19 protein-coding genes are annotated in these 19617 nt (G+C 46.2%); 10 read left to right on the forward strand and 9 right to left on the reverse strand.

The window, feature by feature from the left end:
- Positions 1–2: 2 nt before the first annotated feature.
- From mtaB to P3T48_RS11540, 5 genes are all read right to left on the reverse strand, one after another.
- A complete protein-coding gene (gene mtaB / locus P3T48_RS11520) occupies positions 3–1370 on the reverse strand; it encodes a tRNA (N(6)-L-threonylcarbamoyladenosine(37)-C(2))-methylthiotransferase MtaB (protein WP_276506796.1) in 1368 nt (455 codons plus the stop codon).
- 96 nt (positions 1371–1466) lie between these two features.
- Complete coding sequence (locus tag P3T48_RS11525) at positions 1467–1640, reverse strand: PG1828 family lipoprotein (RefSeq protein ID WP_276506798.1); 174 nt, start codon at positions 1638–1640, stop codon at positions 1467–1469.
- A 236-nt stretch (positions 1641–1876) separates the two neighbouring features.
- Positions 1877–2647, reverse strand: a complete 771-nt coding sequence (locus tag P3T48_RS11530; protein ID WP_158463005.1) for an MBL fold metallo-hydrolase — start codon at positions 2645–2647, stop codon at positions 1877–1879.
- A 21-nt stretch (positions 2648–2668) separates the two neighbouring features.
- Positions 2669–3685 (reverse strand): UDP-N-acetylmuramate dehydrogenase, encoded by a 1017-nt coding sequence (gene murB / locus P3T48_RS11535; RefSeq protein ID WP_276506799.1) that lies wholly within the window; start codon positions 3683–3685, stop codon positions 2669–2671.
- A gap of 40 nt (positions 3686–3725) precedes the next feature.
- Positions 3726–4583: a DUF4348 domain-containing protein gene (locus P3T48_RS11540; RefSeq protein WP_276506800.1), complete on the reverse strand. Its 858-nt coding sequence runs from the start codon at positions 4581–4583 to the stop codon at positions 3726–3728.
- A gap of 121 nt (positions 4584–4704) precedes the next feature.
- On the opposite strand from P3T48_RS11540, the gene pheS reads away from it, so the two are divergent.
- Complete coding sequence (gene pheS, locus P3T48_RS11545) at positions 4705–5745, forward strand: phenylalanine--tRNA ligase subunit alpha (RefSeq protein ID WP_022252638.1); 1041 nt, start codon at positions 4705–4707, stop codon at positions 5743–5745.
- Positions 5746–6586: 841 nt separating this feature from the next.
- Here the strand turns inward: pheS and P3T48_RS11550 are convergent.
- Together P3T48_RS11550 and P3T48_RS11555 are read right to left on the reverse strand one after the other, a co-directional pair.
- Entirely contained in the window at positions 6587–7408 is an 822-nt protein-coding gene (locus P3T48_RS11550; RefSeq protein WP_276506801.1) for a pyridoxamine kinase, read from the reverse strand.
- 16 nt (positions 7409–7424) lie between these two features.
- Positions 7425–8192 carry a radical SAM protein gene (locus P3T48_RS11555; RefSeq protein ID WP_276506802.1) on the reverse strand — a complete coding sequence of 256 codons (768 nt, stop codon included), beginning with the start codon at positions 8190–8192 and terminating at the stop codon, positions 7425–7427.
- Between the two features lie 116 nt (positions 8193–8308).
- Between P3T48_RS11555 and P3T48_RS11560 the strand changes: the two genes are divergently transcribed.
- The 6 genes from P3T48_RS11560 to P3T48_RS11585 all read left to right on the forward strand — a co-directional run bounded on the left by P3T48_RS11560 (position 8309) and on the right by P3T48_RS11585 (position 14868).
- Positions 8309–10705, forward strand: coding sequence for a TonB-dependent receptor (locus P3T48_RS11560; protein WP_276506803.1), 2397 nt, complete (start codon positions 8309–8311; stop codon positions 10703–10705).
- Positions 10706–10825: 120 nt separating this feature from the next.
- Entirely contained in the window at positions 10826–12391 is a 1566-nt protein-coding gene (locus P3T48_RS11565; protein WP_022252633.1) for an acyl-CoA carboxylase subunit beta, read from the forward strand.
- Positions 12392–12488: 97 nt separating this feature from the next.
- Positions 12489–12638: a hypothetical protein gene (locus tag P3T48_RS11570; protein ID WP_022252632.1), complete on the forward strand. Its 150-nt coding sequence runs from the start codon at positions 12489–12491 to the stop codon at positions 12636–12638.
- Between the two features lie 10 nt (positions 12639–12648).
- Complete coding sequence (locus P3T48_RS11575; RefSeq protein ID WP_276506804.1) at positions 12649–13071, forward strand: biotin/lipoyl-containing protein; 423 nt, start codon at positions 12649–12651, stop codon at positions 13069–13071.
- A 182-nt stretch (positions 13072–13253) separates the two neighbouring features.
- Positions 13254–14420, forward strand: coding sequence for a helix-turn-helix domain-containing protein (locus P3T48_RS11580; protein ID WP_276506805.1), 1167 nt, complete (start codon positions 13254–13256; stop codon positions 14418–14420).
- A 202-nt stretch (positions 14421–14622) separates the two neighbouring features.
- Complete coding sequence (locus P3T48_RS11585; protein WP_276506806.1) at positions 14623–14868, forward strand: hypothetical protein; 246 nt, start codon at positions 14623–14625, stop codon at positions 14866–14868.
- A gap of 258 nt (positions 14869–15126) precedes the next feature.
- Here the strand turns inward: P3T48_RS11585 and panD are convergent, their stop codons facing one another.
- Both panD and panC read right to left on the reverse strand, forming a co-directional pair.
- Positions 15127–15471, reverse strand: a complete 345-nt coding sequence (gene panD / locus P3T48_RS11590) for an aspartate 1-decarboxylase (RefSeq protein ID WP_022252628.1) — start codon at positions 15469–15471, stop codon at positions 15127–15129.
- 24 nt (positions 15472–15495) lie between these two features.
- Positions 15496–16347, reverse strand: a complete 852-nt coding sequence (gene panC, locus P3T48_RS11595) for a pantoate--beta-alanine ligase (protein WP_022252627.1) — start codon at positions 16345–16347, stop codon at positions 15496–15498.
- 173 nt (positions 16348–16520) lie between these two features.
- Here panC and P3T48_RS11600 point away from each other — a divergent pair, with 173 nt between their 5' ends.
- Genes P3T48_RS11600 through P3T48_RS11610 form a run of 3 tightly spaced genes read left to right on the forward strand, consistent with a single transcriptional unit; the run spans position 16521 to position 19028 of the window.
- Positions 16521–17330, forward strand: a complete 810-nt coding sequence (locus P3T48_RS11600; protein ID WP_217757359.1) for a glycogen/starch synthase — start codon at positions 16521–16523, stop codon at positions 17328–17330.
- Positions 17331–17358: 28 nt separating this feature from the next.
- Positions 17359–18843, forward strand: a complete 1485-nt coding sequence (locus P3T48_RS11605; protein WP_194253490.1) for a DUF4270 domain-containing protein — start codon at positions 17359–17361, stop codon at positions 18841–18843.
- Between the two features lie 50 nt (positions 18844–18893).
- Positions 18894–19028 (forward strand): hypothetical protein, encoded by a 135-nt coding sequence (locus P3T48_RS11610; protein ID WP_022252624.1) that lies wholly within the window; start codon positions 18894–18896, stop codon positions 19026–19028.
- The last annotated feature ends 589 nt before the right edge of the window (positions 19029–19617 follow it).

The following is a 19617-nucleotide window of genomic DNA, read 5'->3' on the forward strand; positions in this document are numbered from 1 at the left end:
CGCTAAAGAATCTCAGCCTTAAGGGCTGTCTTATCATAATTAAAATCTCCCAGACGAACCTTGATAAGCTGGTTGTCATACTCTTCCTTTGCCAAAGCCGGCGACAGTTCCACACGTACATAGTTCTTGGTAAAGCCATGCATGGCCTTGCCACGTGGCGCTTTCTCAAAGAGTACCTCTGCCTCCGTTCCTATATACTGGGCATAAAAAGCCTGGGTTTTCTCTTCACTCAGTTCGAGCAGACGCTTAGAGCGCAACTTTTTCTCCTTGTCGCTTACCACATAAGGGATACGCAGAGCTGCAGTACCTGGTCGTTCCGAATATGGGAACACATGAAGCTGTGTGACAGGCAGACTCTTCAGAAATTCATAGCATTCCTCAAAACACTCAGGAGTCTCACCACGACAGCCCACCATCACATCCACACCAATAAAGGCATTGGGCATCTTCTCCTTGATAAGGTTTACCTTATGGGCAAAGAGAGCCTTGTCGTAACGGCGGTGCATCAGCTTCAGCACCTCGTCGCTACCGCTCTGCAAGGGGATATGAAAATGCGGCATGAAGGCACGGCTCTCAGCACAATAAGCTATCAAGTCGTCGTCACACAAGTCTGGTTCCAGACTTGATATACGATAACGCTGAATACCAGTCACCTGGTCGAGCGCCTTTACCAAGTCAAGAAAACACTCATGGGTAGTCTGTCCGAAGTCACCAATGTTGACACCAGTAATCACGATTTCCTTTCCTCCTTCGCTTGCAGCCTGCCCAGCCTGCTCAACCAACGAAGCAATACTTGGGTTGCGCGAGTTGCCTCGTGCAAAAGGAATGGTACAGTAGGTACAATAATAGTTACAGCCGTCCTGCACCTTCAGAAAATAGCGTGTACGGTTACCACGCGAACAGGAAGGCTGAAAAGTCTTGATGTCCTTGGTCTTCACGCTGTGATGTTCATGCAGCGCATTCACACCAACTTCTTCCAGTCCTGACTCAAAAGCGAACTTCTGTGCCCAGGCATCGCTGAGATACTGCAACAGATGCGCCTTCTCATTAGCACCCAATACCAGGTCAACACCTTCTATCTTACTTACGTTCTCCGATTCAAGCTGCGCATAGCAACCCGTAACAATAACAAAAGCGCCAGGATTCTGTCGCACCATTCGGTGTATAGCCTGACGGCATTTATGATCGGCAACTTCTGTCACCGAGCAGGTATTGATCAAACAGATGTCTGCACGCTCTCCCTTTTGGGCAGTTATCACGCCCATGTCTTCGAGCATTTTTCCAAAAGTAGAGGTTTCCGAAAAGTTAAGTTTACAACCTAAAGTATAATAAGCAGCCTTTTTGCCTTGAAATGCACTTGTGTCTATCATATAAAGAGTTTGGTGTATATAAACGAAAAAGCCGCCAGACCATAGGTCCAGCGGTGTTTCTCTCATTTTTCGTTCGTTAAGTATACTAATACTTAATTACTTTGCAACTGAATCAGTAGCAGCTGAGTCAACAGTAGCTACAGTATCAGCTGAATCAACAGCTGTTGTATCAACTGAATCTGCAGAGTTTGCATTTGACTTTGTGTTACCACCGCAAGATGCGAAAGAGATAGCTGCAATAGCTACGAACATCAAAACTAATTTCTTCATTTTCTTTGCTTTTTAAATCTGTAAAACAATCATTTGTTTATTAAAACGATGCAAAGGTAAGTATTTTTTTAATACGTTGTTCTTTTTTTTGTGACTTTTTTTAGGGCCTTTTTGTAACTATTTTGTAAGCCACTAACAATCAACAACTTACAAACTGCTAACAAAAGTTAAAGTTTTTCTCATGCTCGGCAACAGCCATTTTTTAACACTTTTAGCGCTTTTTCCTTGCATCTTCCTTACAGTTCAATTACCTGTCCATCATAACCAAACTGGAAACCTTTCGGCAGCCGTTTGTTGGCAGCATCATGTAAGCCTATATCATGCGTCATGTGGGTAAAGTACACTTTCTCGGCTCCTATCCTTATCGCAAAGCGGATGGCATCGTCCACCAGTTGATGACTGTGATGCGGTTTATCGAATCTCAAGGCATTGACAACGAGCACTTCCAAGCCTTTCAGGTAAGGCAGTTCCTCGTCAGGTATAGTTTTCATATCCGTGATATAAGCAAACTTGCCAAAACGAAATCCGAGGATGGGCATTTTGTCGTGCATCACTTTGACAGGCATCCATTCTATATCACCTATTTTATATATATGATGGGGCTCGATGGTATGCAACTGCAGTTTGGGAGCACCAGGATACAGTTCTTTAGAAGAGGCAGGAAAACAATATGGCATAGTAACAGGCAACGATTTCGTCACACCCTTGTCACCATAGATATTGATATCACCATATTTGCAGAAAGGACGCAGGTCGTCTATTCCCCCTACATGGTCATAGTGTTTATGGGTAATCAGCAACCCATCTATTTTTCTGAAAGGCACTCTGAGCATCTGCTGCCTGATATCCGGACCGGCATCTATCAGCAGCCGGGTGCTCTCTGTCTCTATCATGGCAGCGCTCCGCAGCCTCTTGTCCTTAGGATCAGTACTGCGACACACGTCACACTCACAGCCCAAAGCAGGCACCCCACCCGAGGTACCCGTTCCTAACAGTGTTACCTTCAACATATCTTATTTGTGTATTCTTCAGAATATATTCACTTCGGGATAGATGTCTATACCGAACTTGTTCTTCACATCCTTTTGTACCGTACGACAAAGCGTCACCACTTCCGCTCCTGTAGCTCCGCCACGGTTTACCAACACCAGTGCCTGTTTGTCGTGCACTCCGGCACGTCCAAGGCTCTTACCTTTCCAGCCACACTGGTCAATCATCCATCCTGCCGGTATCTTCTCATGCTCGGCATCTATGGTGTAATGAGGCATTCCCGGATACAGGGCAGCCAACTCGTCATACTTACCCTTGCCAACAATAGGATTCATAAAGAAACTGCCGGCATTGCCCTGCACATCAGGATCGGGCAGTTTGGCTCGGCGTATTTCTATGATCACCTGGCGCAACTCTTCTGCTGTAGGTTTTTCTATACCTTTGGCTGCCAGAGCGGAATTGATATTGCCATATTCGAGCGAAGGAACGAAAGTACGCGAAAGCTCATATACCACATGCGTGATAAGATACTTGTTGTGCCACTCGTGCTTGAATCTACTCTGTCGGTAACCATATCCGCAGTCTTCGTTCGACAGCCACACCACTTTTCCTGTGGCAACCTCCACCGCTTCCACCTTATATATAATATCCTTGGCCTCTGCTCCGTAGGCGCCAATATTCTGTACAGCACTGGCACCCACCTCACCTGGAATAAGCGAAAGATTCTCTGCTCCATGGTATCCATGCTTGACGGCATAAGCCACCACATCATCAAATACCTCACCGCTGCCACATTCCAAGAACACCTTGTCTCCCTCTTCGGCTACAACACGAACACCAAGAATGGCTGAGTGAAGCACGGTGCCAGGATAATCCTGCGTAAGCAACAGGTTGCTGCCACCGCCCAAGAGCAACAAAGGTTCATCTGCCTCACTCAAGGAGGCGACTATCTGCTGAGCCTCTTCTACAGAGGCATACTCCACAAATCGACGGCAACAGGCATCAATACCAAATGTGTTGTGCCCCAACAAGCTGTAATTTCTTATATCTTTCATTTCTATATACCTTATTATATATAAAGAGGTGTATTCTCTACTACATATTCAGCTTCATCAGCAACCACTTGCCCTTCACACGACGGAAAGTAAGCTGAGTTTCCATTCCATTGGCAATACCTCTGATAACAAATATCTTCTGGCTGCTCTCCGTATATTTCTGTCCGTAAATGATGTTGTATATCATCCCGTTAGGCAACTTGGGAGCAAAGGCAGGCCATGTTTCCGGTTCGATATCACCCGTCATCGTACTGAAGTCATCATCAGGATCAGGACCAACAAACTTCACAGGATTGTGCAGATGCTGCGACTGGAAGGTGGAATCCGAAGCAAAAGATCCATAAAACTTCAGGAAGCTGGCATTCATATTGGCATACATCGGCTTGTAATTAATCGAAGTCATCATCCATTGACCATTGATACGATTGAACAGGAACTGCTGCACCGTCTTCGTTCTGAAGAACACTTTCTCTACCACCACATGATCGATAGTTGTGTCCTTTACAAGATTCATCTGACGCTGGTTGTCAAATATCAGCGTATAGTAATCCTGTCGCATAAAGAAATGCTCCATTCTCCAATGACGCTTGTCAATGGTCTTCACTACCTTGTCGTGTCTGTAGACAGGCAGAGGAAAGTGTACACGTTTCAACTGAAGCTTTCGGTTGGCGGCAAAATTAAAGATAAAGTCATCAAACAACTCATCAGCCGCCTTGGGCATAGGAGTTTCCTCTATCAGAGCCTCAGTAGAGTCCATAGCCTGTGTGTCTGCCACTAAGGTGTCAGTATTTGCGGAATCTGCAACAGCAGCCGGTTTTTTGTCAGAACACCCTGTTGCAGAAAATCCAATGATGGTCAGTGCCGCCATGAAGACGGCAATAAAAGAAAGTTTTTTCATAAACCAACCTGTTTTTCTCAAATTTTTGCATGCAAAAGTACACATTTCTTTTGAGATATTTCATATTTCAACCGAAAAATGTTATCTTTGCACACAAATTAGACTTAATTAAGTTAGAAATATGTTATTAGAGAAAATAGAAGGACTATTGAAGGAAGTCAGCGCACTGACAGCAAAGAATGCCGAAGAGGTGGAGCAGCTTCGCATCAAGTACCTAAGCAAGAAGGGCGAAATCAATGCCCTTATGGCAGACTTCCGTACAGTGGCTGCCGATCAGAAAAAGGCTATTGGCGTTAAGATCAACGAGTTGAAGCAGGTTGCCCAAAACAAGATCAATGGTTTGAAGGAGCAGCTCGAAGAGGCTGAAGCCTCAAGTGACGACATCGATTTGACCCGTACAGCCTACCCTGTAGCATTGGGAACCCGCCATCCTCTTACGATTGTCAAGAATCAAATCATAGACATCTTCTCTCGTATGGGCTTCACGCTCTATCACGGACCTGAGGTTGACGACGACAAGCACGTGTTCACCATGCTTAACTTTGCAGCCGACCATCCTGCCCGCGATATGCAAGACACCTTCTTCATCGAGCAGAGCGATCCCAATGATGTCACCAAGAACATCCTCCTGCGCAGCCATACCTCTGGCGACGAGGCTCATTATATGGAAACTCACGAGCCTCCTATCCGTGTACTTTGCCCAGGTCGAGTATATCGCAACGAGGCCATCAGTGCCCGTGCACACTGCTTCTTCCATCAGGTAGAAGGCTTGTATGTTGACAAGAATGTAAGTTTTACCGACTTGAAGCAGGTGCTTCTTACCTTTGCCCGCGAAATGTTCGGTGCAGACACCAAGATACGTTTGCGTCCAAGTTACTTCCCTTTCACCGAACCAAGTGCCGAGATGGACATCTCATGCAACATCTGTGGCGGTAAGGGATGCAACTTCTGCAAGCATACCGGTTGGGTAGAGATTTTAGGATGCGGTATGGTAGATCCTCACGACCTCGATGCATGCGGCATTGACAGCAATGTCTATACCGGCTATGCCTTCGGCATGGGTGTGGAGCGCATCACCAACCTGAAATATCGCGTCAGCGACCTTCGTCTCTTCTCTGAGAACGATACCCGCTTCCTCCGCGAATTTGAATCTGCAAAATAACAACAAACCATATCCACTCAATAGCCTCGGAAATCCCGAGGCTATTTTATTTATCCCCCTCCCTCATCACTATCAACACTTTTCTCGAGTGAAAAGATACACTCTTCCGAGAATCAAACTTTTTGGATGGCAACTCGCCGCTGTCTTCAGGCAACTGTATAAGCAACAACAGCAAGGGAAATTCATGAATAAATATTCAGGAATACGATTAGCTTAGTTGAGTTGAAAAAATCACCCAGTTGGGAAAAATTATTTTTCCAGTTGACCGACGACTTTTTCATAGTTATATAATTATTTTTTAGCAATTATCGCATAATTATACTGTATAAGTATACACATACACAGCTGACTTAGAATACCCTTTCATCAATTTGTATTTAATGAAAGAACAAAAAAAGGTTTGTCTCACGACAAACCAAATTTCCGAAACGTCGCATAAGCGCACCTTTTCACGTCATGCCAGAGTGAAAGTAAGCTTTACTCTGCTCATTTGACTTTACGAAAAACGTTCCTATATTATATCAAAAACCTAATTTATTATATTACCTTTAAAAAACACTGCTAAAAACTATTCGAATGTACTTATCCTGACATCTGGTATTATTTTCATTTGCTGGTACAAAATTATAGTAAATACCAGAAAATGATCCAAATGACCAAAGATTTTTCCCCTTTTTGCCATGCAAACGATTGCATTTTGCAACGCGCCTAACTTTCGCAGGGTTCAATAATGTATTGAACCCAACGAAAGATCTACACCTTATTATATATAGCGCGCGAATCACAACACTATTCTGTCTACACAGCAGAAAAAACTATCTGCACAGAATAATAGTTTACGTTACAAGTCGGAAAGATGGCGCTCTACGGGAATGCCACGGTTCTTGTCCTCATTATCTTTATTGATGTCAATCCAGTTTCGCAGAATATCCATGGCAGTGCGGGTGGCATGACGAAGACTGTCTCCGTCTCTCATCCTTCCTACAATGATGCTCGAAAAAATATCGCCCGTACCAGGAAACTGTACCGGTATTTCCTCGTAAGGAAGCAGAAAATGCTCATTGTTAAAGTGATTGTAGCCGACCACGGCATGTTGCTGGTCGACAATGCAAGTAGTGATGAGAACCGACTGCGAGCCAAATGCCCGCAACTTGTCGACAAGGACATAAGCCTCAGCTTCGGTCATTCCCTCCTCCTTATAAGGCACATCTGCCAAAAGACAGGCCTCGGTATAGTTGGGAAAGCAAAGATGAGCCACACCCAGCATTTCCCGCATGCACCGCACGGTACCCTCGTTGGCTCCAGAATAAAGGCGACCATAGTCGCCCATCACTGGGTCCACAAATATCTCCGTCCCCTGCTCTGCCTGTTCACGACAGTAATGCGCCACCATCTTGGCTTGCTCCTCAGAGGCAAGGAAGCCTGTGGTGATGGCATCAAAATGAATTCCCAACTCGTCCCACTTCTGCATGGCGTCCTTCATATACGAAGTACTTTCCATCACGGCATACTTGCCATAAGGAAAGGTGTTGCTGATCAACATGGTGGGCAGATTGAACACATCGTGACCCATATAGGAAAGGATGGGCATCTGCACAGCTGCCGACACCTTGCCATAACCACACATATCGCTAATAATCAGAATATTGCTTTTTGCTTTCATCGTATATGTATGCTGATTAATAGCTGGCTGTACACTTGATACCCAACGCCTCCACACGTGCCTTGATGGCATCGAGTTCTTCGTGAGTAGCCTTTGCCAAAAGCTTGTCGGGAGTTTCACGGTCGATGGTGTAGACCATTACCTTTTCTGGCTGGATGTCCTTGACTGCCTCCAACCAGGGTGCCACATAGTACTCGCTCACATTGTCGGTTCCGTCGCCATGCATAAACATGGTCTGGATGATAACATGTCCATCAAACATCTTGAGATAACGGATGACATCCTCCACATCGTAAGCAGGCTGCTGCGGACGGTCCACCTTGCGGATATAGTCCATATCCACGGTATCGAGCTTCAGGATGTTGTTCTCCACCAACATAAGAGCCTCCCGCACCTCAGGCTTATAGATATAGGTGGCATTGCTCAGTACCGACACCTGCACCTTGGGAAAATACTTGTCGCGCAGCGCTATGGTATCCTTGATGATGCCCAGGAAATCGGGATGCCCTGTAGGTTCACCATTACCAGCAAAGGTCATGTCGTCGAGGGGTTCGTTGTTGGCCTTGCGCTGTGCCAGTACCTGCTCAAGGGCTGTGCGTACTTCCTCACGTGTGGGGCGCTTCTTGTGAGGACGGAAGTCGGCATTGAAGCCACACTCGCAATACAGACAGTCGAAAGAACATACCTTGCCGTCGGAAGGCATGAGGTTGATGCCCAACGATACTCCTAAACGACGGGAGTTGACGGGACCAAATATAGGTGACGGATAAATAATTGTTGACATAATAATAACGAATTTCTTAATGTTGTAATACCTATTCTGAAATCTGGCTGCAAAATTACGAAAAAAATACGAGACACGCATCATAATAAAAAGTCTTTTTCTGCGTTTTATGAATAATGAAACGTTTCTTTCTAATATTCACGATAATGACAGTCGCCGCCATACAGGCTGTGGCTCAAAGTTTTACGCTCCGGGGAAGAGTGACCGACCAGGACATGAACCCCGTGGAACTGGCTACTGTGTCGGTAGCCAAGCAAGGCAAGATAGCCTTCACATCACTCAAGGGAGAATTCTCCATGCAACTCATGTCGGCAGACAGTGTGGTGGTGAAGTTCTCGATGATAGGCTATAAGACAAAGACCCGTGTGCTGCGACGTCCAAGGGGAAAACAGACCCTGCAGATAGTGCTGCATACCGAAGATAATATGATAGACGAGGTGCAGGTGACTGGCGAGAAGATTCAGACCAGTCAGACCCAGGAACTGAAGACCAAAGATGCCAAGATGGCACCTTCTGCCAGTGGCAATGCTGTGGAGAACCTCATCCAGCAACAGGCAGGTGTGAGCACCCACAGCGAACTGTCATCACAATACAATGTGCGAGGCGGTGCCTTCGACGAGAACTCTGTATATATTAATAATGTGGAAGTATTCCGTCCGTTCCTGGTACGAAGCGGACAGCAAGAGGGTCTTTCGGTCATCAACCCCTATATGGTAGACAAGATAGGCTTCTCTACAGGAGGCTATGCTGCCAAATATGGAGACAAGATGAGCTCGGCCCTCGATATCACCTACAAGACCCTGAAGCCCAAGGCAGGCAAGAAACAGATTGTAGAAGGAAGTCTGGCTGCCAGTATGCTGGGCGCTGATGCCTATATAGGATTGGGAACCAAGAAACTGTCGTGGCTCAACAGCGTGAGATACAAGACCAACTCATACCTGCTCGGATCGATGGAAACCAAGGGTGAGTACAAGCCCAAATACCTCGACTACCAGACCTATCTGAGTTATACTCCCAACAAGAGATGGAAACTCGACCTCATAGGCTACATATCCGACAACCATTACGACTTTGAGCCCGAAAACAGAGAGACCACCTTTGGAACGATGGAGAATGTGAAGAGTTTCAAGGTGTATTTTGACGGACACGAGAAAGACCGCTTCATCACCTACTTCGGAACTCTTGGCATCACGCGCAACTTCGGTACGAAGACCAACCTGTCGCTGATAGGAAGTGCCTTCTATACCAAGGAACAGGAGAAATACGACATTCAGAGCCAGTACTGGCTCGACCAGACCGAAACGAGTGAGAATCTGGGTGTTGGCACCTACTTTGAGCATGCACGCAACTATCTGACAGCCCGTGTACTGAGTGCCAAGCTGATGTTCAGACACAAGGCGCAGCACCACGAGATGGAAGCAGCCTTCACCTATAAGAAAGAACACATATCGGAGAACTCTGTGGAATACGAAATGCGCGACAGCGCCGGCTACAGCGTGCCACATACAGGAAAAGACCTGATGATGATCTACTCGCTCAAAGCCCGCAACACCCTCGACGCCCACCGCATAGAGGCATATCTGCAAGACACCTACCGCTTTGCCAGCAAGGGAGGACATACGCATTTCACCCTCAACTATGGTGTACGCCTGAGCCAATGGAGCTTTAACAAGGAAACCATCCTCAGTCCACGCATCTCGCTGGGCATCATTCCAGCCTATAGCGAGAACACCACCATCCGTCTGGCAGCAGGTCTATACTATCAGGCACCATTCTTCAAGGAACTGAGAGACACCTCTACCGTCAACGGAATGACCATCGCCTCACTCAACCAGAAAATAAAGAGCCAGCGAAGCATCCACTTCATAGCAGGCTACGACTACCGGTTCCGCATGGCCAACCAGCGATTCAAGTTCTCGGCAGAAGCCTACTACAAGGCATTGAGCAATCTGGTGCCCTATTCTGTCAACAACGTGAAGGTGACCTACTACGGCAACAATGAGGCAAGCGGACATGCAGCCGGACTCGACCTCAAACTCTACGGCGAGTTCGTGCCAGGCACCGACTCTTGGATCAGCCTTTCCATCATGAATACCAAGATGAAGTTGGGCGGCAAGTCCATCCCATTGCCTACCGACCAGCGGTACGCCATGAACCTCTTCTTCACCGACTACTTCCCCGGAAGTGACCGATGGCGCATGTCACTCAAGTTGGCCTTCGCCGACGGACTGCCTTTCTCGGCTCCTCACCGCGAACTGGAGACCAACACCTTCAGGGCCACCTCATACCGAAGAGCAGACATCGGTATGAGCTACCTGCTCTACGACAACACCAAGCGAACAAAGAAATCGTTCCTCAAAGATATATGGCTGGGTGTAGACTGTCTCAACCTCTTCGGAATCGACAATGTGAACAGCTACTACTGGGTGACAGATGTGACCAATCAGCAATATGCCGTGCCCAACTATCTGACAGGAAGACAGATAAATGGACGTATTTTAATAGAATTCTAAATATTTAACCGTAGATAGCGTGCTATCTGCGGTTTTTTTCGTATCTTTGCCACCGATTTGTGCGCATCTGTCGCCTACATCCACTATAAAAGAAAAGAAAACTATACATAATAATTAATTATGAGCAAACAAATAGAAAAGATTAAGGAGCTGATCGCCAAGCGCGAACAGGCTCGTCTTGGCGGTGGCGAGAAAGCCATCGAGAAGCAGCATGCACGTGGCAAATATACAGCTCGTGAGCGTATCGAAATGCTGGTAGATGCCGGCAGCTTCGAGGAGTATGACATGTTCAAGTTGCACCGCTGCACTAACTTCGGTATGGAGAAGAAGCAGTATCTTGGCGACGGTGTGGTTGCTGGTAGTGCTACTATCGCTGGCCGCCTGGTATATGTATATGCTCAGGACTTCACCGTAAATGGTGGTTCGCTTTCTGAGACTATGGCACAGAAGATATGCAAGGTGATGGATATGGCAATGACCATGGGTGCACCTGTTATCTGTATGAACGACTCAGGTGGTGCACGTATTCAGGAAGGTATCTGCGCACTCGCCGGCTATGGCGAGATCTTCGAGCGCAACATCCTTGCTTCAGGTGTTATCCCACAGATCTCAGCTATCATGGGTCCTTGCGCCGGTGGTGCCGTTTACTCTCCAGCTTTGACCGACTTCATCATCATGAAGGAGCAGACTTCTTACATGTTCCTGACTGGTCCTAAGGTTGTCAAGACCGTAACTGGTGAGGATATCGATGCAGAGCACCTCGGTGGTGCTTCGGTTCACGCTACCAAAAGTGGTGTAACCCACTTCGCTGCCAAGACAGAGGAAGAGGCTATCGAAATGATTAAGAGCCTGCTCTCTTACATCCCAAGCAACAACACAGAGGAGGCTCCACGTGTAGAGTGCACCGACCCTATCGACCGCATGGACGATTCTCTGAACGAGATTATCCCAGAGGATCCTAACCAGGCATACGATATGTATAAGGTGATTGGCGCTGTGACCGACAACGGCGAGTTCTTCGAGGTTCAGCCTAAGTTTGCCAAGAACATCATCACTGGTTTCGCCCGCTTCAATGGTCAGAGTGTAGGTATCGTTGCCAACCAGCCATCAGCATACGCTGGCGTACTCGATGTGAATGCCAGCCGTAAGGCAGCCCGCTTCGTACGTTTCTGCGATGCTTTCAATATCCCTATCGTATCTCTCGTAGACGTACCAGGCTTCTTGCCAGGTACAGGTCAGGAGTACAATGCTGTCATCCTTCATGGTGCACAGTTGCTCTACGCTTACGGCGAGGCTACCGTGCCAAAGATCACTATCACATTGCGTAAGAGCTATGGTGGTAGCCACATCGTGATGGGCTGCAAGCAGTTGCGTGCCGACCTGAACTTCGCTTGGCCATCATCAGAGATTGCCGTAATGGGTGCCAGCGGTGCCGTTGCCGTTCTCTGTGGCAAGGAAGCCAAGGCTAAGAAGGAAGCCGGCGAGGACGTGAAGGCATTCCTGGCAGAGAAGGAGCAGGAGTATACTGACAAGTTTGCTAATCCTTATCAGGCAGCTCAGTATGGCTACATCGATGACGTCATCGAGCCACGCAACACCCGTTTCCGCATCTGCCGCGGTTTGGCTCAGCTCGCTACCAAGCGTCAGAACCTGCCAGCCAAGAAGCATGGTTGTATGCCAATGTAATGAGATGATGTTTAATGTTTAGTGCTTAATGTTTACTTTGTGTACATTTAGCACTAACAATTAAACATTAAACATTAATAATTAAACATTATATTAAATGGACAAAAATATTTATGCTGCCATTGCCATGGCACTCTACGAGTATCAGGGCAATAACGTACACGACAAGGAGCCGGGCATCATCACCATACAGCCACGACAGACTATGTGGAATGCCAAGTTCCTGAGTTTAACAGCTAAACCATAAAGTAACAGAAATGAAAGAGTTTAAATATACAATCGACGGAAAAGAGTATAAGGTTCAGATTGACGCTGTAGAGGGAAACATCGCAAGCGTGAACGTGAACGGCGAAGCTTACAAGGTGGAAATGGAACAGGAAGCTGAGCCTGAGAAGAAGAAAGTAGTGCTCGGTCAGCCAGCCGCATCGGATGATGCAGAGGCTACTCCTGCTGCCAACGTAAATACCGCCAATGCCGTAAAGGCTCCTCTGCCAGGTACCATCACCAGCATCGAGGTGACTGTTGGTCAGGAAGTAAAAGCTGGTGATACTGTTGTCGTTCTCGAGGCGATGAAGATGCAGAACAACATCGAGGCTGAGAAGGACGGCAAGGTAACCGCCATCTGCGTGAAACCAGGTCAGGCTGTTCTCGAAGAGGATGCCCTCGTAGTTATCGAGTAATTCCAAGAAACATAGAATTATACATTCTAAAGACTAAGAAGCAAAAAGCTTTTCATCATAAACGGGCAGAACTCATGGTTCTGCCCGTTTTTCTGTTTTTTTATCATTTTTTTCAAAGAAAAGGGTCCGTTTTTGAGAATTTTATTATACTTTTGCATTGAAAAAGTAAAAAATAAAAAACTATGAACCCATTATACCTACTTCAATTTGCATGTTTAATCTTCATGCTCATCAACGCTTTCATCTTGGCTATGACCCATCTTCACGTGAGTTGGAAGAACAAGCGATTCGAGCGTTCGCGTGGAATGATATTAATCGCCATGATAGGCTTGGCATTGCAATATTTCATGCAGATGTTTTTCGGATTCAGGGCGACAGACGCCAACTTGGGTGCTATAATCAACATCCTGATCTATACCCCCTGCTTCACCCTCATCTCCATGGGTATTTATAACATAGAGGCAACCCATGCCAACAGAAGGAAGTTCCACTTTGTATGCTCAGCCATCTATATCGCCATTATCGCCATCTTTGCCCTAAGTTCCTACCTCAATCAGGGTCTGTACATCGGCAAGTGGCTCTACGTCATGCTGGCACTCTATTTCGGAAATGTGGTGTACTGCATTTATATGATTGTGCAGGAAATGATCAAGCGCAAGAACATGCTCGAAACAATGGCGGCATCCGATATGCTCCCCTATGTGAGATATGCCCGTTCCAGCGTGGTCATCCTGTTTTTGGCTGCCATCATCATGCCTTTCGCTATCCTCTCCAACACATTGTTGTTCATCGCAGGACCTTTTGGCCTGCTCGCCCTTCTCTTCTTCAACCTCAGCTTTGTGGCACTCGGCAGCAGCTACACTCCTACCGAAGAACTGTTGGACAAGGAAGAAGAACAGGAAGAAGCCATCAAGGCGAACGCAAAGAGAAAAAAAGCAAAGTCAGAAGAAAAGACAGAAGAGTCCAATGACAACGAGATGGATGATATCGACAATACGCCCCAATTGCCAGAAGAAAGAAGGAAATTCATCCAGAAAAGTCTTGACAGGTGGTGTGCCAACATGGGCTACAAAGACAGCGCTGCCAATATGCTGACACTATCAAACACACTCCACATCTCGAAAAACGAACTGAGTATCTACTTCGACCAGTGCCTGAAATCCACCTTCAGAATATGGCTCAGCGAGATACGATTCAATGCAGCCAAGCAGATGATGACAGAATGTCCCGACTACAGCAACGACATCGTTTCGGCAGAATGTGGCTTCTCTTCGCGCACTCATCTCTATCGCGTTTTCAAAGCCAAAGAGGGCTGCACTCCTACCGTCTGGCGAGAAATACATTCATAGAAAGAAGATAAATCATAGAAATTTCCCCTTTGCAAAAGTTGAGCGAATAAGAAATACTATTTCTGTTTTCGAACAAAAAAAATGAAAAAATCCTCAAAAAGGTGTCGCATTCCTACGAATGCGACACCTTTTTGATAGGAATGCGACACAAAAGTTGAGGAATGCGACACCCTGTTTCAACGAAAAATACTAATTTTGTGCCATGAAAGAACTATATGCAGCAACAACAACAGAGTCTGTACTGCTCATCATCGGAGCGTCCATACTCATATCAGGCATCATCATCGGTTATGCCATGATACGAGATTATCGCAACTATCTGAACGAGCAAATAAAGGCACGGTTCACCCTCGCTGATTTCTTCCGACGGGAAAGATTTTACCTGTTCCTGTTCCTCGTTCTGACAATCATCATCCTGCAGAACCTTTGGTACCTTATAGAAAGGTAAAAAGGTAAAAAAGTAAAAAGGTAAAAAAGTAGGAAGGTAAAGAAACAAAGAAAAAGTAAATATAAATATAGACCAAGTAAAAGACAATATCTATGTTGGCAATACTCTTTAGTTTATGCTTCTCATTCCTTTGGGCTAACCGAAAGGAAGAGAAAGAAAGTTAGTGATGAAAAACACAGACACACCGACCTGAGAGTGTTTTATACCTCTCCCAGCCGGTGTGTCTTATCGTTTTATCCAATATGTTTGTTCCTTCGTTTACAGTTTGTTGCCCTCTTTGGGGAACACCACTGTAGGCTCATAGGTCTTAGCCTCCTCAAAGTCCATCAGCGCATAGGCGATGATGATAACAGTATCACCCACCTGCACCTTACGGGCTGCGGCACCATTGAGACAAATGCAACCGCTTCCGCGCTCACCTTTTATAATATAGGTCTCGAGACGCTCACCATTGTTGTTGTCCACTATCTGAACCTTCTCGCCCGCTATCAGCCCTGCGGCATCCATCAGGTCTTCATCTATCGTGATGCTGCCCATATAGTTGAGGTTGGCCTCTGTCACCGTCACACAATGGAGCTTAGCCTTCAATACTTCTATCTGCATAATATCGGTTTGTTTAACAATCGTTTATCCTTTATATCTGATATGGTCGATGAGACGGATAGGAGTCTTACCACAATATACTGTGATACAACCCACTACGTAGTCGCTCGCTTCCCATGAATCCACATCCTGCAGGCTGTCGCCGTCTACAATCTCAAAATACTCTACTTCCAGTCCTTCTATGGCGTTGATGTCAGCCACAACCTTGTCGTGAGTCTCCTTCACCGTATGGCTCTTGGCATATTCCACACTCTCCTTCAGAGCCTTGTAAATAGCTGGAGCTATGGCACGCTCATCGGCTGAAAGCAAAGTGTTGCGGCTACTCTTTGCCAATCCGTCCTCATCACGGACAATAGGACACTCCACAATCTGTACATCAGCCCCAATGTACTTCACGAGTTGCTTGATGACAGCTATCTGCTGCCAGTCCTTCTCACCGAAATAAGCACGGGTAGGACGTACAATATAGAACAGGCGGCTTACCACCTGGCACACACCATTGAAATGGCCAGGACGACGGGCACCCTCCATGACTGTAGATACAGGCGGAAACTCGAAATGACGCTCATCGGGTGTAGGATACATCTCCTTGACTGATGGTGCGAACACATAATCAGCTCCACAAGCCTCCAAAAGCTTGCAGTCGGCTTCGAGTGTACGAGGATAACGGTCCAGGTCACCCTGATCGTTAAACTGAGTAGGGTTCAGGAAAACCGAGACTACTGTCACGCCATTCTCATTCACACTACGCTTGACGAGAGAGGCGTGACCCTCATGAAGCGCTCCCATAGTTGGTACAAGACCGATTTCCTTACCCTCCTTGCGAACTGCGAAGAGTTCATTCTGGAGGTCAACAATCTTATCGAATACTTTCATTGCTAAATTTGTTTTCGGGGTGCAAAATAACAACTTTTTTCTTAAATAAGAAAGAAATATTATAAAAATATGCCAATAAAGCGGTTCTTTTTCTTGTTTTCGACAAAAAGTTGGCTTAATTTGAAGTTTTTTTTGTATCTTTGCACCTAATTCGTAAGAATAAAATTATAACTATGGCAAAGAAAGTATTATTCATCAATCAGGAGATTGACCCCTACGTGGCAGAAAGCCACATGTCAGTAATGGGACGTGAGTTACCTCAGAAGATGCAGGAAGCAGGCTTCGAGATTCGCACATTCATGCCCAAATGGGGCACTATCAACGAGCGCCGCGGCCAGTTGCACGAAGTCATTCGCCTGTCTGGAATGAATCTTATCATCGACGATACAGACCACCCTTTGATCATCAAGGTGGCCTCTATCCCTGTCACACGCCAGCAAATATACTTCATCGATAACGACGACTATTTCAACAATCGCCAGATGGGTACCGACGAAACTGGTCAGGAGTATACAGATAATGGTGAACGCGCCATCTTCTTTGCAAGAGGCGTGCTCGAGACTGTGAAGAAGCTACGCTGGCAGCCCGACGTCATCATCTGTCAGGGATGGATGAGCGCTGTGGCTCCACTGTACATCAAGACGGCTTTTGCTGAAGAGCCTTCCTTCGCCAACACAAAGGTCATCTCGGCTCTTTACACCAATGAGCTGAAAGGACAGTTGGGCGACAACTTCTCTAACTGTGTTGACTTCCGCGAGGCCAAGTCGGAACTGCTCGAAGGATACAAGACTCCATTCGACTTCACCGAGTTGGGCAAACTGGCTATCGACTACAGCGACGGTGTCATTGAGGGAGAAGCCAACGTTTCGGAAGTACTGCTTCAGTATGCTGCCGAGAAGGAGAAGCCTGTGATGAAATTCCCTGGTGATGACTATACCGAAGCCTACAAGAACTTCATCAACGAGGTTTGTCCCGACGAATAACAAAATCAAAGATATTATTTCAAGGATAATGAAACTATTTAAGATAACCACACTGGCCATCGCTGCCCTCTTCATGGCATCATGCGATGACACAACAGACTCTATAGGCCAGTCTGTCACCAACAGAGTAGACGGGCTCAACATATCCGACGCACGCTACAATGTGATAACAGAATCGGCCGCTACAGGTTCGGTGCTCAGCAACAACAGCAACGGCATCATAGGAATGGTAAAGGACCCTGAAACTGGCAACTATGTCACAGGCAACTACATGGCACAGTTCTCTACCCTCGCCTCTTTCGAACTCGACACACTTGACTATATTCGCTACGCCCATGGTGGAGAATACGAAAACGGAGTGTACAAGGGAGGAAAGGTGACTGCCGATTCATGCTATCTGCTCGTAAACTACGAGAGTTCGTACGGCGATACCCTTGCACCGATGAAGGTGACGGCTTACGAAATGAGCAAGCCTATGGAGGAAGGTCAGAATTACTACTCCGACTTCGACCCTATAGCCAAGGGATATGTCAACACAGCTAACAGCTACAAGGCTTCTGCCACCTATACGCTGAAGAACAAATACTTTAAGATTTACCTCAACAAGCGCTATACTGCCAAGGACGGCACCCAGTACGACAACTATGGTGCTTATCTGATGACCATGCGTAAGGACCATCCTGAATACTTCAAGAACAACTATCAGTTTGTTCACAACGTATGTCCGGGCTTCTATATCAAGCATGAGGCGGGTATCGGAAACGTAGCCAAGGTAAACATCATGCAGCTGGTATTCTGTTGGGAGCGCTGGAAGAACATCAAGTCGTATGACGGTCTGCGCGACAGTACTGAGAAGAGAAACTATTCTTACCCCTTCTTCAGCACACAGGAAGTACTGCAGACCAACTACATAGAGAGCGACCAGAACAGCATCAACAATATGCTGACCCAAACCAACTGCACCTATCTTAAGTCTCCAGCTGGCATCTACACCACAGCCACACTTCCTGTTGAAGATATCATGCGAGGACACGAGAACGACACTTTGGCTTTGGCTTCGGTTACATTCCCAAGAATGAACAACCAGGAAAGTGACGACGAATACACATTCGCCACACCTGCCAACATTCTGATGATACCGGTTGATAGTCTGACAAGCTTCTTCGAGCATGGCAACATTACCAACTACCGTACCTCTTACACGGCAGCCTTCAACTCGAGCAGCACCTCTACACCAAAGAACGCCTACACCTTCAACAATATCGGCAATCTGATTACCGAGATGTACAAGGTGCCTGTGGCTAAGCGAACAGCCAACTGGAACAAAGTGGCGCTTCTGCCCGTAAGCATCAGCTACGTGACACGCGACAACTACCAGTATGTAAGTAAGATAACCCACGACATGGGACTCTCCACTACCCGACTGTTCAGGGGTGACAACTCCACCGACAGTGAGGGCAAACCCGCAAGTCCCATACAGATAAAGGTTATCTACAGCAAGTTCAAAGAATAGACATTATATATAATAAGGTATATAAATATAGAAGTAAATATATTGTAAGCATGGCAGACAATTTCCTGGAACGTCATCGCGAACAGTACGAAGCACGAAAGGCAGCATGGCTCAGAAAGAAGAAACATCTTCCCAAACTGAAAGCCAAGGCTGCCTTTCAGCGTCCTGACGACGAAGCACTGTAAAGCATGACAGGCAACAAACACCCCAAAATATAGACAGAAGTCAAATACCATGGCACTGAATGGCAAAAAGTGCCACCATCTTGACATGTATCAAAAAATCGCACATTTTCATATCTTTGTCATGTCTTTGTGACGGATATTCAATAAAATGGCATTACCTTTGCATTCGAAAAGGTAAGATTGTTTTAAAGGATAATGTTAAACCGAGGCTCAAAGGGAGCCTCCTAAAAAGAAAGGAAAAGACTATGATTACAGTAATGATTTTATTGGTTGTAGGTGCTATGGTAGCACAGGCAATCCATGTAAACAACAAAATGGAAATGGGCAAGTAAAATCTCACACACAATTGAGCCCGCAGTATTAACACAAAAAAGAAAGAAAGGATAACAATTATGAAAACAAAGATTATGAATTTGGTAAAGTGCATCGTTGCAAACTATATGTCAGCCATGAACAACTATGGCGAGGCATTGCTCAGAGGCAAAGGTTTGAACTGCGCATAAAGAGAGAAAATACAGAGTAAATAACAAATAAAGAGAGAGGCGTGCAAGTAGCAAAATACTTGTGCGCCTCTTTTTTTCGGCAAATA

It is taken from the genome of Segatella intestinalis, assembly GCF_029348455.1.
Classification (GTDB): domain Bacteria; phylum Bacteroidota; class Bacteroidia; order Bacteroidales; family Bacteroidaceae; genus Prevotella.